Raw genomic sequence first — 15,226 nt, 5'->3', positions numbered from 1 at the left:
TGCTGTAAGTTCCCCTGGCCTTGAAAGGCGTTTCATTTAAGTTTTCCAGGGAACGTTTATGATAAGTTTTGAGGAGAAACGATTGAGGAGCGTGTTTAAAATAGATATTCGGTTTGGCTATGTAGCAACAGCCCTTTCATTATGGGAGGCTTCTCCAGCTAAAACGCTGACTTTCACGAGATGGAAGCAGCTAAGTCCCGAAGAACGAAAAGAAAAGCTTTATACAGCAACAGATACGAATCTTACCAATACGTTAAGGGCTTTATATTATAACATCGCGCACGGCATCCAGGTTTATCGGATGTCGTCTTCCATTGTTCCGCTTGCGACCCATCCTGAAGTGAAATGGGATTTTTTAACGCCATTCGAAGATAAATTTAAAGAAATCGGCGACCTTGTGAAAAAGCATAAGCTACGTGTCAGTTTTCATCCAAATCAATTTACGCTGTTCACAAGTCAAAAGAGTCACGTTACGGAAAATGCGATCATAGATATGGTTTACCACTATCAGATGCTTGAAGCGATGGGAATCGAAAAGCAGGCTACGATCAATATTCATGTTGGCGGGGTTTACGGGGATAAGCAAACGGCGCTTGAGCGGTTTGACCAGAACTTTGTGAAGCTGGATACAGCGGTTCGTGAACAGGTCACCCTGGAAAACGACGACAAAACGTATACCGTTATGGAAACCCTGGATGTGTGCGAACGCCATGGGGTTCCTTTTGTACTTGATTACCATCATTATAAAGCAAACACCGGGGATGAAGGGCTGGAAGGAATCTTGCCGAGAGTATATAAAACATGGGAAAAATCATCATTCCAGCCGAAATTTCATCTTTCTTCCCCAAAATCCGAGAAGGCTTACCGTTCTCACGCTGATTATGTTGATGCTGAATTCGCCATGCCCTTCATTAAGCTTCTTCAGTCCCATGGCGAGGATGCTGACATTATGATCGAAGCTAAAGCGAAGGATAAGGCAGCATTAAAGCTGGTGGAAGATTTATCAGCTGTACGCGGGTTTAAACGAATCGGCGGTGCTACGCTCAGAATATAGGACTTTATTAAGAAACGTCCTGACCACATGGTTGAAAGGATCATGGAATTTCATCGGAAGTTCATGGAAACCTTTTGATACTCTTGCCGTTTCTACATTCGGCACTAGACTCTGGAAAATCATTTGATAGTGGTGAAAATAAAAAGCAAATTGCCCTTCGACCACCATAAGCGGACATTTTATATTCGGAAGGTGCTTCGTACAATTGTAGTCGAGGCCTTCTTTATATAACTTCCGAAGCGTGAGTGGATCAGACTTCATGAAATAATCATAGAGCATTTTTGTATCCGCTTTTGTAGAACGGTTTCCAAGGGATACTGCTTTGGCAAGGAACGGAAGCCTTTTTTCATTTGAAAGCGCTATTCCCGCTTTGAATTCGTTTCGAAGCCAAAAGTCGTTAACTTCAGAAAAACCGCCGGAGAGAATTAAAGCTTCCATCCTTTCCGGGTGCTTAAGCGCAAAATCCAGCGCGATCGACCCGCCTGCGGAGTAGCCGCAAACCACTGCCTTTTCTATATTTAACGCATTCATAAAAAAAAGCAGGTCCTCAGCTAAAAGGCCGATCGAAAGCGGTTCTTCTGTCAGCCCGCTATAGCCGTGCCCTCGAATGTCATAAGCGATGACCCGAAATTGGTCGGCAAGAGCCTGCTGATAATAAAAGGTCACAAGCCCCATCCCGGGCGGATGAAGAAAAAGGATCGGCATCCCCCTTCCCGCCTCCTCATAATAAACCTCAAGCTCATTCTCTAGATGTACAGTAGGCAATTTATTAACACCTCTTTTGGGGTCTAACCCCTTTTTTTCGGGGTCTGACCCCCTCAAAGTTGTGGATAAGTGCCAGCCACCATTTCTTTTTCTTCGCCTGTTAGAAGAAGGTTTGGACCCAGCTGAAGGCTTTGAAGCCGAGATAGATTCCGACGATGCCAGCGATCCCGGCGAGGGCAGGTGGTGCAGGGATTGGCAGTTTAAATAAAGCAAATATAAATCCAACGACAAATCCTGTAATGATTGATAATAGAACGATTTTCAAATTGTTTCCCTCCTATCCACAACTTTTCTACCCTCTTTTAGGATGACCTAAGCGAGGGGAAGTTATAAGATGTTGACTGAATACAAAAAGGAGTCGACTCAATGGCAAAGTGCCAGGCACCTCCAACACGTTATCTAGATCTGTGCTAAACGGAGGGAGCCGGACACTTGAGTCAACTCTATCTTAAAATTATTTACATTTTCTCTGGAGCAGAGACGCCGATTAAGCGAAGCGCATTTTGAATCGTTTGCTGGACGGCTTTCATCAGTTTAAAGCGCGCTGCACTTTTCTCCATGTCTTCTGAATCAAGTACGCGTTCCACGTTGTAGAAACTGTGCAATGCTGCAGCAAGCTCAAACGCATAATGGGTGATGCGGTGAGTCATCAGCTTTTCAGCCGCTTCCGTTACTGCCTCTGGAAACTCGCCCAGCTTTTTCAATAACTCGATTTCTTTTTCTGAATCGATAAGCGATAGATCAGCATCTCCTTCATATGAAAGGCCCATTTCCTGCCCCTGCCTCAAGATGCTGCAAACACGCGCATGTGCGTATTGTACATAATAGACAGGATTTTCATTTGATCGCGATACAGCCAGGTCCATATCAAAGTCCAGATGGGAATCGTTGCTTCTCATCGAGAAGAAGTAACGCATAGCGTCAACGCCGACTTCTTCCATCAACTCTCGAAGTGTTACCGCTTTACCTGTACGCTTGCTCATTTTCATCTTTTCGCCGTCTTTGAACAGGTTCACCATCTGGATGATGAGTACTTCCAGCTGCTCCCGGTCATATCCGAGTGCCTGCACTGCCGCTTTCATTCTCGGTATATAACCGTGATGGTCAGCGCCCCAGATATTGATCAGCTTTTCAAAACCTCGTTCGAATTTATCCAGATGGTAGGCGATATCAGGCGTTAGATAGGTGTAAGAACCATCCTGTTTAATCAATACACGGTCTTTGTCATCGCCGTATTCTGTCGAGCGGAACCATGTAGCACCGTCTTCTTTATACGTTTTTCCGCGTTCTTCAAGCTTTTCAAGCACTTTATCAATTTTTCCGGAGGTATACAGGGAGGTCTCGGAATACCATTCATCAAACTCCACACGGAATTCTTTCAAGTCATGCTTCAGCTTATCCAATTCACGCTTCAGTCCGTACTCCCTAAAATAGGAATACCGTTCTTTTTCTTCCAGGTCGAGAAGCTTTTTGCCCTGTTCTTCTGCAAGGTCTTTCCCGAAATGAACGATATCCTCCCCGTAATAGCCATCTTCAGGAAGATCCTTTTCCAGTCCAAGGGCCTGGTAGTATCTTGCTTCAAGGGAAAGAGCGAGGTTATGGATCTGGTTTCCTGCATCGTTGATATAATATTCTCTCGAAACATCGTATCCAGCTTTATCAAGGATATTGCACAACGTGTCACCAACTGCAGCGCCACGTGCATGCCCCAGATGAAGGCTTCCTGTCGGGTTCGCGGAAACAAACTCCATCTGGATTCTCTTGTTAGCGCCGGCATTTGTTTTGCCGTATTCGTCTCCGGCTTTTAAAATAGATGGAATAAGCTCTGTTAAATAAGAATGGTCCATAAAGAAGTTAATAAACCCTGGACCTGCAATTTCGATTTCTTTTACGTGCGCTTTTTCCTTATCAAGGTGGTTCACGATATCATCCGCGATCATTCTCGGCGCTTTTTTCGCGATTCTGGCAAGCTGCATCGCCATGTTCGATGCATAGTCACCATGCGCTTTTTCTTTTGGCGTCTCAAGGATAACTTCCGGCAGTTGCTCCTTTTCAGCGAGGCCAGCTTTAACGACGGCATCTGCAATTTCCTCTTTTAGAAGTTCTTTTACTTTTTCTAAACTGTTCATACTGATACTCCCTTCAACGTAAAGGTCATCTGGTGATGACGCGGTTGTTCTTGCTGCAATGATAGTTGGTAATCGAGAGACAGTTTCCCGGATCGGTTCTGCTCATCCCATTCAAAGCTTACTTGTGTTGTCTTCGCTTCCATTTGCAGTGCTCCAAAAGGAGACTGATAAACGCTTTCCGTTGTTTTGCCCTGTTCGAATGTTTGCCGCATCGAAACAGCGCCTCTTCTGATAACCGTAACCTGTGTTCCTGTTATTTTTACAACGTTTGATACTTTTCCCGCCTCAAGATGTTCATCATATTTAATGTAAGTTGCATTACTTTTTTGAAAAACGGATCCAGACGTTTTTAAGTTCGTTTTCTCTTTATCTCTTCCATGGCCGATCACAGTATCCAGCTCAAGGTTTACCTGCACTTCTGATTGCATCTTTTCACGTCCTTTTTTGCATTAACTTTTCTATTATAAAAAAGATTCCTTTTCGTATCAATCTTTGGCAGGGTTCCCTCTGCAGGTTATCATTTCCAGTCGATGTTGATTATTTATGTTTGTTAGCAAACTTTCAGGAATATTTGGATCGGTGCGGATCTGCTAGACTCCTGGAGTATCGAGGGCATCAGTAGCCAGCTTGAAGTTGGATTTATAGGACATTGAATCCGCTATTTGTGTTAAACTACTACTTTTAGAAATAAATGAGGGCATACGTTCCGCTATTTACTCATAATCGGATCAAAATAGGCGTTTCACCAGTAAATAACGGCACCAATGACCTATAATTTTTAAAAAACAGCCTTTTGTCACAAATAACGGAACAGATGTCCTCTAATGAAGAAAGGACACTCTAGTCAGCACCCTGATGATTTGCGATAAGGAGGCTCACCACCCGCCCTGCGTAAAGTCGAGCATTCTTAAGCGGAAAGCAAACGCTCCTCTGCTTAAATTCCTTCTTTGGTATTTATACATCAATTCTTTTCAAATCAAACAAAAAAGCATGTCCACTTTACGTGGATCATGCCTCAACATTATTCTAAAACAAGTTATACTTCAACCGTTTGCACCACTGGAAACAGTACTTCAACAGTAGTACCTTTTCCCTCTTCGCTTTTGATTTCGATCATGCCGTTATGCTCTTTGATAATTTTGTAGCTGATCATCAAGCCAAGGCCCGTTCCTTTTTCTTTTGTGGTGTAAAACGGCTCGCCAAGATTCGCGAGACGCTCTTTCGGAATACCTTCGCCGCTGTCTTTAAACCGCACACCTATATACTTATCCTGTTCCAGCGTCGTTTCGATAATAAGCCTTCCTCCTCGGGGCATCGCTTCGATCGCGTTCTTCATAACGTTGATGAATACTTGCTTTAGTTGGTTCTCTTCCCCTTTAAGTATCGGATTATAGGCACCAAAGCTTCTGAAAATCTGGACGTTTTGAAGGTTGGCCTGGCTTTCAAGTAATGTTACAACATGGCTAAGCAAGTAATGGATATTCTTTTCCTCGAACACAACAGCCTGTGGCTTTGCCAGGACAAGCAGTTCGCTTATAATCGTTTCGATTCGGCTCAGCTCGGAAAGCATAATCTGATAGTATTGTCCTTTTCCGTCAAGGCCTCCATAAAGCAGTTGGATAAACCCTTTCAATGCGGTTAGCGGGTTGCGTATTTCATGCGCCACTGCCGCTGCCAGCTGCCCGACAACGGAAAGCTTGTCCGACTTTCTTAGCAATTCTTCTGTCTTCTTTTGATGGGTGATATCCACCATAATCCCGTATACCCCGACAATCCTGCCATCGACTATCATAGGAAACCCAATCGCTTCCATATCTACGCGATGCCCTTTTTTATGGATGATTGTTTTATGGAATTTCCGGGTGGCGCCTCCCATTATGCTCTTATATATTTTTTTCACTCGCTCTTTATCATTGCTCGCTATAAAGTTCTCATAATCCTGGGCCTTCAATTCCTCTATCGTATAGCCCGTAACCTTTTCACATGCAGGATTAACACTCAACAACTTGCCATCAAGCCCAATCGAGTACATGGAATCAGGATTATTCTGAAAAAGGGATTTATAGCGCTGTTCTGAATCTTCGAGCTCTCTTTTTGCTTTTTTCTGTTCCGTCACTTCCCTGATGACAATTTGAACCGTGTCCTTATCTTCAAATGGAATCGCTTTTAACTGAACATCGACCACACTTCCGTCTTTTCCTTTCAACTTCAAATCGATCATTTCTTCCCGTGCCGCATCATCAACTGGAATACTGAGGCGCTTTTGGACAATGTCAGTGGAATCTTCATGAAGAAAATCATAAATACTTTTACCTATTAACTCACAATGATCGGTTGCGCTTACAAGCTTAACACCAGCTTCGTTAACATACACAATCTTCCCATTCCTGTGTATGGCAATCGCATCAGGCGAATGTTCAACGAGTAGCCGATACCGTTCATTGCTGATCTTCAGCGCTTCTTCTGTTATTTTTTGTTTGGTGATATTCTTTGCGATACCGTACATTCCTATTATTTCATCCTGCACAACGATAGGAATGTTTTTTACTCTCATATGTTTTTTAACACAGTCTTTTGTTTGGATCGGAATCTCGTATTCAATATGTTCTCCGTTATACACTCTTTCTCGCAGCTCTTCAACCGCAGGAAGGTCTTCTTCATAGATAAGCTTATGGATTGAATGACCGATCAGTTCATCCTTTTTATATCCTGTTGCTCTTTCTCCTTCTGCATTTATGTCCAGGATAGTACCGTTTCGGTCGATCGCGTATATAGCCGAAGAATTTTGTTCAAACAATGACTGGTAGCGGTGTTGTTTTTCTTGTTCTAATTTCGAAGACCTAAGTAAAACAGCGCTTACATTCGATTGGGTAGACATGCAAATAGAAAGAAGATAATCATGACCATCTACCGAACAGGCGGGAACGATTTCTTCTTCTTTTAGATTTTCAACTATGATGTCCGGAAAAAGCTTAACGATAGGAGTGTGGGAAGGAACATTCTTGAACTTCTTTTGGGCCGATTTATTTAATGCTAAGATCGATCCTTTTGAATCAGTAAAAATGACCGGATCTGAGAGTTGATCGTAAAATGATAACGTAAAAGAGCCGAATCGGGTGTCCTCTGCATTCATTAACAAACACACCTTTATATATAATTTTAGCTTGCTAAGTCTGCATTATTATGTACGAGTCTAAGGAACTAGAGTATTTTTTTGAAAATATGTATTTTTTAAACAATTTGTCCCGCTTTTATTATAAAACAAAACTGCACCGCTTAGCGATGCAGTAATGAAAAATTAATTATTTTTTATTTGTCCATCCAAGCAGGATTTCCCGGATGAACTTACTAGCGGCGATTTGCGTTTTTTCTGTCGGGTCATATGCCGGCGCTACTTCCACAAGATCCGCTCCGACAACTTTCATATCGGAGTCAGCGATCATCATGATAGCATCCAGGAGTTCTTTAGACGTGATGCCTCCCGCTTCAGCTGTTCCGGTTCCTGGAGCATGTGCCGGGTCAAGCACATCGATATCTATCGTGACGTATACGTTTCTGCCGGCAAGATCAGGCAGTACTTTTTTAAGTGGCTCTGCTACGTCGAACTTATACAAATGCATTCCGGAGTCCTTTGCGAACTGAAACTCTTCACGCATACCGGAACGGATTCCGAATGAATAAACATTTTCTGCACCAAGCAGGCCGCACGCTTTTCTGACAGGTGTTGAATGGGATAATAGTTCTCCTTCATACTGCTCACGCAGGTCTGTATGTGCATCGATATGGATCAGCACCAGGTCATCGTATTTTTTATGGAACGCTTTGAGAATCGGCCATGTTACAAGATGTTCACCGCCGAGCCCGAGCGGAAACTTTCCTTTTTCAAGCAGGCCATCGATATATTCCTCGATCATATCGATGCTTCTCTGAGGGTTACCAAAAGGAAGCGGGATGTCGCCTGCATCAAAATATTTTACTTCTTCAAGATGCCTGTCCATGTATGGGCTGTACTCTTCCAGCCCCAGGGATACTTCACGGATGCGGGCAGGGCCGAAACGCGAGCCCGGGCGAAAGCTTACAGTCCAGTCCATCGGCATTCCGTATATGACAACATCGCTCTCTTCGAAGTCCGGATTGCTTAAGATAAAGACATTTCCAGAATAAGCTTCATCGAATTTCATCCTGCTTCCCCCTTACTTCACTAAATCCGCTACGAATTTTGGAAGCGCAAAACAAGCGTTGTGAAGCTCTTTTGTATAATACCTGGTGTCGATATCATGGAAACGGTCTTCGCTTACTTCAAGCGGGTCATGTTTTTTAGAACCGATCGTGAACGTCCACATTCCGCTCGGATAAGTAGGGATGTTAGCGATATATAGTTTTGTGATCGGGAAGATTTCCTTCACATCACGGTTCACCTGGGAAATCAAGTCTGCCTTAAACCACGGGTTATCTGTCTGGGCAACGAAGATCCCATCTTCTTTTAACGCTTTGGAAATACCTTCATAAAATCCTTTTTCAAAAAGCTTTGCAGCTGGCCCGACAGGTTCTGTAGAATCTACCATGATCACGTCATAATCGTTTTCGCTTTTTGCGATATGCATAAATCCATCGTCAACTTTTACTTCAACACGCGGATCGTCAAGGTCTCCCGCAATTTCCGGAAGGTACTTTTTCGAGTATTCGATCACCTTCCCGTCGATTTCTACAAGTGTCGCTTTTTCAACAGAAGGATGTTTCAGCACTTCACGGATAACGCCGCCGTCACCGCCGCCAACAACCAGTACGTTCTTTGGGTTAGGATGGGTAAATAACGGCACGTGTGCAACCATCTCATGATAAACGAACTCATCTTTTTGCGTTGTCATCACCATGCCGTCAAGCACAAGCATGTTCCCAAACTCTTCTGTCTCGATCATATCCAGCCTTTGAAAATCGGTCTGCTCTGTATGTAAAGTTTGTTTGATCTTCGCTGTGATGCCAAACCGCTCCGTTTGTTTCTCTGTGTACCATAATTCCATTACATTCACTCCTCTAAAAAATTCATTCCTCAGGTTTTCTCGAACTAACCTTATTATCCTTTGAAATACAATTTATGGTTTTATCGTTCCCTGTTCAAAAATTCTGAAACGGAAAGCACGCTATAGATAGCAAAAAAGAAAACCTTTATCACATAAAAAACCACTGTGACTGCCATAGTATAGTCTTACTTTTTATCCTATTGCAAGAGATTTTTTGTTCATTACTTCGATTTTCCGAGCGTGCCAAAACCAGCTTGTTGATTGTCCGAAGCGATGTTTACTGTCCGTAACTCCTATCCATGTTTAGAAATCCTTCTTTTTTCCCATACTAAAACTAAGTTTTATAGATTTTTTAAATTTGCATGGGCGGAGGTGAAGGATATGGAAGTGATCACAGACCAGCGGCTCAAACAGACGTGGAGATGGCTGAGGCTTTTCATGCGTCTTGCACTTATTTTTTCTATTTTTATGGTACTCTTTCTTTTTTCTATTTTTTTATATGCGAAAATTCAGGGCCCGCCTACATTGCTTGTTCCGCAAACGACGGTTTTTTATGCGAGTGATGGTTCGGTGGTAGGTGAGAGCGAACACGGCGGACAAAATAGATACTGGGTTCCGTTGAAGGACATTTCACCGAATGTTATCGATGCTACGATCGCTATTGAAGACAAAAGGTTTTATGATCATTACGGTTTTGATTTTAAAAGGATTATCGCTGCAGGATTGGCGGATATAAAGGCGATGTCAAAAGTCCAGGGGGCAAGCACGATCACCCAGCAATATGCCCGAAACCTGTTTCTGGAACATGACAAAACATGGACAAGGAAGATACAGGAAGCACTTTATGCGATTCGCCTGGAGTTAAACTATACGAAAGAAGAAATTTTGGAAGGCTATCTTAATACGATTTATTACGGCCACGGCGCTTACGGAATCGAAGCTGCTGCAGACTATTATTTTGATAAACACGCAAAAGATTTGACGCTTGGCGAGGCGGCGATGCTTGCTGGAATCCCAAAAGGCCCGAGCTATTATTCTCCAAAAGTTCATTTTGAACGGGCAAAAGACAGGCAGGAAACGATTCTAGATGTTATGGCCGCAACGAACAAAGCTTCTGGCGAAAGAACCTTTAAAGCGAAGCATGAAAGGATTATATTAGCAAAGCCCGAAGAAGATAAGATCGAATCATTGGGGCCTTATTTCCTTGATGAAGTGAAAAAGTCGCTTGTAAACAGACTGAACCTTGATCAGCGTTTTATCGAAGCTGGCGGATTAAAGGTTTATACGACGCTTGATCCGCATATGCAGAAAACAGCCGAGAAATGGGTGGGAAGAATTATTCATGAAGATTCGGATATCCAAACTGCGTTAACTGCGATGGATCCGAAGACCGGTGAAGTGAAGGCGTTGGTCGGAGGAAGAGATTACGAGAAAAGCGAATTCAACCGGGCGACAATGGCAAAAAGGGCACCCGGGTCAACGTTCAAAGCATTTTTATATTATGCTGCGATCGAGAATGGCTTTACACCTTCAACGCCGGTTAGAAGCGAGCCGACAACATTCCGCTACAATGATGGGAAATCGGAATATTCGCCTCACAACTACGGAAACGCATATGCATACGGTGACATTACCCTTGCCCAGGCACTGGCTTTGTCAGATAATATCGTCGCGGTAAAAACGCACCTTTTTCTAGAGGAAAACACGCTGGTAAATACGGCGAAACGGTTTGGCATCAAAAGCCCGCTGGCGAAAATCCCTTCTCTTGCGCTGGGTACGAAGCCGGTCAGGATGATTGAAATGACCGGGGCTTACAGCATGTTTGCAAACGGCGGAAAATCGGTAGAACCCCATTATATTACGAAGGTTGTCGACCGGGAAGGCAACGTTATTTACGAATGGAAAAAGGAAGCAGAACAGGTGCTTGATCCCGATGCCGCCTTCGTGACAACGCAAATGATGACAGGCGTGTTCGATGAATCACTCAATGACTATGCGAGAGTAACCGGGAGCGGTGTCGACCACCTGTTATCAAGGCAGGTGGCGGGAAAGACCGGTTCCACTCCTAATGACAGCTGGATGATCGGTTTTACCCCACAGCTTACGGCCTCCGTCTGGGTCGGTTATGATGAAGGAAAACCGCTGAACGAGACGAATGACGGCTTGTATGCTAAAAACATCTGGGCCCACTTTATCGAAGAAGCCCTCGAAGGACAGCCAAAGAAAAAGTTTAAACCGACGAAGAACGTTATCGCGGTAAATGTGAATCCGGACAACGGCAAGCTCGCGACAGAAAACTGCCCTGTCACAAGAAAAACTTACTATATAAAAGGAACAGAGCCACATGAATACTGTGACGAGCATTCGAACAAACAGCCAAAAGCGGCTGAAAAAGAGAAGAAAGAGAAAAAAGGCTTTATCGATCGCATCTTTGATTGGTTTAAATAAACAGCGCCTGCAATCGAGCAGGCGCTGTCTTTGTGCGAAATATCTATAGGAGTTTATCTGCGGCGAAACATATCAAGCGGACGCTCGAGTGAGGCCAGGTCTTCATCAAGGTTCATGATCTTTTGCTCAAGCATGTCCCTAGCATCTTTCACACCTTTGTTGTAAAAGTAAGGGCCGATCTCCTTCATCACAAAATCAAAAACCAACCCTGCGGCCAACTCGCCGATCTCCTCCGAACGCTCCTCATAAAAATACTGCTGGATCTTAGCCACAGCCTGCTCCCGCTGCTCCTTCGGCAACTTCATTCCCATCATCTTATAAACCTCCTCTTAGCCGGGGGTCTGACCCCACTAAAAATGTGGATAACTTTTATGTACAATCTCTCTCCTAAGCTTACAGTTATTTTAGGAATATGTTAAATACTTCTCCGTTTTTGCTATATAAAAATAGGACCACAACGCGACACATCTTTGCTCTCCCCTTAAAAATAGATTACCGAATCTATTTTGCAGGAGCGCAAGCGACAAGTGCATTTGGGCTCTTAGCTGCGTCATGCTCGCATGTAAGAAGCTAAGAGCCCAAATGTGCGCCCTGGGGAGAGAAAAAATGCCTCTCTTTCCCCGATAAAACAAAACAATCCGGAGTGCATAAGCGACCCCGGGCTGTTTTGTGTCCTAGTTATATGTTGTGTGTGTGTAAAATAAGTTTATGTTTACTTTCCAAAAACCTCAAGTTTTTTGCACAAATGTTCAAAAAACATTCAAAATATCACTTTTATACGTCAAGTGCCTCATGTAACTCTTGACTTGAGCGATTCCACATGGATTCATCAAAACCGATCAGGTATTCCTTTAGCATTTTCTTCGATTTCTCATCCATTCGATCCAATACCACTTTGCCTTTCATCGACTTGTCCATGTTGTTCACATGCTCAGGCATGCTCTTCCATGCCCGGCGCGCTTCTGAATCCACAAAGAACTCAGCCTCTCCGACCCCATGGTAATAAGGGCCTTCATCGACACGGTTAACGGTAACCCAGACAATCCAGCATGTCCGTCCGTCCGGAACCTCTTCCCGGCCATTTTTAACTAACTTTATGCGTTTTTCTATCGCGCTTCTAGCATGAAGGGCACCCATATCAACAAAAATCTCATTATTCTCTGGATCGATTATGACAGGAGATATATTATCAAGGCTGATCGTACCGACACCGTAACCACCATGCCCGGAAGTCGAATCACCACTTAAAATATTAAATCCAGTCGGCCCTTTTTTCTTCTTTTTACTTTCTTCATTAGCCAAACCAATCAAACCTCCTTCGCCATTATTGCCTACTGATTATTTTATCATATGCAACCTTACTCATTCATCTTCCAGAACTGCCTAAGTTATCTGGACGGAATGAATCAACTGTAACAGGGAAAAAATTCAAATCGATTATTAGTCAACCCTTGCAATCGGAAAATAAAACGAATAATATAGATAACGGATTGAAAAAACGTTCGTCTTTTTGGAGGTCTCATCATGTTATCAAAATTTTTTAAACTGGAACAGAACGGAACAAATCTTAAAACGGAATTACTTGCAGGGGTCACGACGTTCTTAACAATGGTATACATTGTAATCGTTAATCCTATTATATTATCTTCTACTGGCGTGCCGTTTGAAACAGTGTTCATGGCTACTATTATCGCTGCGGTTGTAGGAACTCTCTGGATGGGACTGTTTGCAAACTACCCCATTGCCATTGCTCCCGGCATGGGCCTTAACGCGTACTTTGCATTTTCTGTTGTAGGAGGACAGGCGGATGTTTCCTACCAGGTCGCTTTTGGCGCTGTCTTTATCGCCGGTATTTTGTTTGTTATTTTATCGTTAACACCATTCAGGGAGAAACTGATCGAAGCGATCCCTGTCAATTTAAAGCTTGGCATTACAGCCGGAATAGGCTTGTTCATCGCATTCATCGGTTTACGAATGACTGGGATTATCGTGGCACATGAGGAAAACCTGGTTGGACTCGGAGATCTTCATTCTCCTCCAGTGCTGCTGGCTCTGGTCGGTCTTGCGATCACCCTCGTTCTAATGGTCCTAAATGTTCATGGCGCCCTGTTTTTCGGAATGATCGCTACAGGAATCATTGCTATTTTTACCGGGCAGTTAAAAATTACAGGGGTGGTCGAAGCTCCTGGAGCTCCTGAGTGGTTTATCTTCGGGAATCCGATTATGGCTTTTACAGATATGATACAGTACGGTCTATACGCGGTTGTCTTTTCATTCTTACTTGTGACATTGTTTGATACAACAGGAACGATGGTAGGTGTCGCTGAACAGGCAGGATTGATGAAAGGAAAGAAAATGCCCCGGGCAAGACAGGCACTGCTGGCTGATTCTGTCGCTACTACGGTTGGAGCGATTTTTGGCACGAGTCCGACAAGTGCTTATATCGAGTCTTCTTCCGGTGTTGCAACAGGAGGGCGCACTGGCCTTACCTCAGTTGTCGTAGCTATTCTGTTTCTTGTTTCGATGTTCTTTGGACCGCTAGTCGGTGCCGTTTCAGGCCTTTCCGCTATTACTGCCCCGACGCTTATTATTGTCGGAAGCTTGATGATCGGCGCAGTGGGGAAAATTGACTGGAGCGAGTTTGATGAAGCGTTCCCGGCATTTTTAATCATCCTAAGCATGCCGCTCACATCGAGCATTGCAACAGGTATCGCACTCGGATTCATCACTTATCCGTTGTTGAAAGTTGTGAAAGGAAAATGGCGTGAAGTACATCCACTCCTTTACCTGTTCGCAGTCTTATTTTTCTACCAGCTCGCATTCCTGCCACATGCTTAAGGGGTCTGACCCCACGGAAAATGTGGATAACTTCTACAAATAAATTCCATATCATTATAATAAGCCCTCTGATGATGAGGGCTTATTTTTTATTCTTCTTTAGATCCTTCTTCGTTTTTTCGATTTGAGTTCCAGGTTTTTCCGTCCAGGGAATGTTCTACGATGCTTTCTTCGAATGAGGTTAGTGCGTCATCATCTCCCATGGTTGATTCCAGGTGGCCGGGGTAAGCCTCGAATCCGCTGTTTATTGCATCGTTTAAGGCTGAGGAAGGTACACCTTCCTTCTTTAAATTTTCATATTGTTTCTCTATATTCTCTTCCTTCATCTCGCTCACCCACCTTCCTTTGTTATCTTTAGTTTCAGCCTGCAATGCTTAATCTATTCACTGGGCACTTTCTCCCAAACATATTCAGTAATAATATACCAATTTTGGCAAAAAAGACGATTATAATTCACGTAAAGAAGGAATAGAGCTATAAGGAGTGTATTTTACATATACAGCCGACCTGTGAGAAAGGAGCGAATCACATGAAAAAGATTTTAATCTCTCCTTACCTGTTAGGAATTGTACTTGGACTTATCGGTTATCTTGTGTATACCCTATTTCATGTAACAGCATTTCACGCTTTTTCCTGGGTTACTGCTTTTCTCGTCCTTCTTGTTACAATCGGGCTCTATGTTCTCGGAGCTTTATACTGGAGAGAGGAATTGATTTACCAGAGGGCAGTTATTGGAGTTCTGAGCGGACTGTTTTTTCATATTTCAGTAAGTGCGACGCTAATGATGCTCCAATTAGGCTCAAGCCCGGATCTTAAATCGCTTGTTTTTCCGTACATAAAAGTACTTATCGTGTCAGGTTTGATGATGCTGCTAACCATTGCAGCAGGCGTGATTCTAGAAAAAGTGGATTTTTCATTTACGGAAAAAGCGCATTCAAGGGATTCTAATCTGCCAACTTACCATTAAGCTC

14 protein-coding genes are annotated in these 15,226 nt (G+C 43.5%); 4 read left to right on the top strand and 10 right to left on the bottom strand.

Annotated features, from left to right (window positions below; genetic code table 11):
• Window positions 1-100 precede the first annotated feature (100 nt).
• Window positions 101-1,054, top strand: a complete 954-nt coding sequence (gene uvsE, locus FCL54_RS14330; protein ID WP_138127469.1) for a UV DNA damage repair endonuclease UvsE — start codon at window positions 101-103, stop codon at window positions 1,052-1,054.
• Here uvsE and FCL54_RS14325 read toward each other — a convergent pair.
• The 7 genes from FCL54_RS14325 to speE all read right to left on the bottom strand — a co-directional run bounded on the left by FCL54_RS14325 (window position 1,004) and on the right by speE (window position 8,969).
• Window positions 1,004-1,819, bottom strand: coding sequence for an alpha/beta fold hydrolase (locus tag FCL54_RS14325; RefSeq protein WP_138127416.1), 816 nt, complete (start codon window positions 1,817-1,819; stop codon window positions 1,004-1,006). The two genes, uvsE and FCL54_RS14325, sit on opposite strands and share 51 nt — an antisense overlap.
• A 100-nt stretch (window positions 1,820-1,919) precedes the next feature.
• Window positions 1,920-2,084 carry a XapX domain-containing protein gene (locus FCL54_RS14320; protein WP_138127415.1) on the bottom strand — a complete coding sequence of 55 codons (165 nt, stop codon included), beginning with the start codon at window positions 2,082-2,084 and terminating at the stop codon, window positions 1,920-1,922.
• Window positions 2,085-2,277: 193 nt separating this feature from the next.
• The gene (gene argS, locus FCL54_RS14315; RefSeq protein ID WP_138127414.1) at window positions 2,278-3,948 is read right to left on the bottom strand and encodes an arginine--tRNA ligase; all 1,671 of its coding nucleotides are present in this window, start codon (window positions 3,946-3,948) and stop codon (window positions 2,278-2,280) included.
• Window positions 3,945-4,376 (bottom strand): YwiB family protein, encoded by a 432-nt coding sequence (locus tag FCL54_RS14310; RefSeq protein WP_138127413.1) that lies wholly within the window; start codon window positions 4,374-4,376, stop codon window positions 3,945-3,947. Before FCL54_RS14310 ends, argS begins: the two co-directional genes overlap by 4 nt.
• A gap of 608 nt (window positions 4,377-4,984) precedes the next feature.
• The gene (locus FCL54_RS14305) at window positions 4,985-7,081 is read right to left on the bottom strand and encodes a PAS domain S-box protein (protein WP_138127412.1); all 2,097 of its coding nucleotides are present in this window, start codon (window positions 7,079-7,081) and stop codon (window positions 4,985-4,987) included.
• Between the two features lie 169 nt (window positions 7,082-7,250).
• The gene (gene speB / locus FCL54_RS14300; RefSeq protein WP_138127411.1) at window positions 7,251-8,129 is read right to left on the bottom strand and encodes an agmatinase; all 879 of its coding nucleotides are present in this window, start codon (window positions 8,127-8,129) and stop codon (window positions 7,251-7,253) included.
• Window positions 8,130-8,141: 12 nt separating this feature from the next.
• Window positions 8,142-8,969, bottom strand: coding sequence for a polyamine aminopropyltransferase (gene speE, locus FCL54_RS14295; RefSeq protein WP_138127410.1), 828 nt, complete (start codon window positions 8,967-8,969; stop codon window positions 8,142-8,144).
• Between the two features lie 381 nt (window positions 8,970-9,350).
• Here speE and FCL54_RS14290 point away from each other — a divergent pair, with 381 nt between their 5' ends.
• The gene (locus FCL54_RS14290; RefSeq protein WP_138127409.1) at window positions 9,351-11,417 is read left to right on the top strand and encodes a transglycosylase domain-containing protein; all 2,067 of its coding nucleotides are present in this window, start codon (window positions 9,351-9,353) and stop codon (window positions 11,415-11,417) included.
• Between the two features lie 53 nt (window positions 11,418-11,470).
• Here FCL54_RS14290 and FCL54_RS14285 read toward each other — a convergent pair whose 3' ends face one another.
• Together FCL54_RS14285 and FCL54_RS14280 are read right to left on the bottom strand one after the other, a co-directional pair.
• Window positions 11,471-11,731, bottom strand: a complete 261-nt coding sequence (locus tag FCL54_RS14285; RefSeq protein WP_246055273.1) for a DUF2164 domain-containing protein — start codon at window positions 11,729-11,731, stop codon at window positions 11,471-11,473.
• A gap of 460 nt (window positions 11,732-12,191) precedes the next feature.
• Window positions 12,192-12,719, bottom strand: a complete 528-nt coding sequence (locus tag FCL54_RS14280; protein ID WP_425467129.1) for a YwhD family protein — start codon at window positions 12,717-12,719, stop codon at window positions 12,192-12,194.
• A gap of 222 nt (window positions 12,720-12,941) precedes the next feature.
• Here FCL54_RS14280 and FCL54_RS14275 point away from each other — a divergent pair, with 222 nt between their 5' ends.
• Window positions 12,942-14,255, top strand: coding sequence for an NCS2 family permease (locus FCL54_RS14275; protein ID WP_138127408.1), 1,314 nt, complete (start codon window positions 12,942-12,944; stop codon window positions 14,253-14,255).
• Window positions 14,256-14,344: 89 nt separating this feature from the next.
• On the opposite strand, the gene FCL54_RS14270 is transcribed toward FCL54_RS14275, so the two are convergent.
• Entirely contained in the window at window positions 14,345-14,581 is a 237-nt protein-coding gene (locus FCL54_RS14270) for a hypothetical protein (protein ID WP_138127407.1), read from the bottom strand.
• A gap of 203 nt (window positions 14,582-14,784) precedes the next feature.
• On the opposite strand from FCL54_RS14270, the gene FCL54_RS14265 reads away from it, so the two are divergent.
• A complete protein-coding gene (locus FCL54_RS14265) occupies window positions 14,785-15,222 on the top strand; it encodes a hypothetical protein (RefSeq protein ID WP_138127406.1) in 438 nt (145 codons plus the stop codon).
• Window positions 15,223-15,226: the final 4 nt, after the last annotated feature.

It is taken from the genome of Exobacillus caeni (genome assembly GCF_005747095.1).
Classification (GTDB): Bacteria; Bacillota; Bacilli; order Bacillales; family Guptibacillaceae; genus Exobacillus; species Exobacillus caeni.
This window is presented reverse-complemented; position numbering and strand designations above follow the sequence as displayed.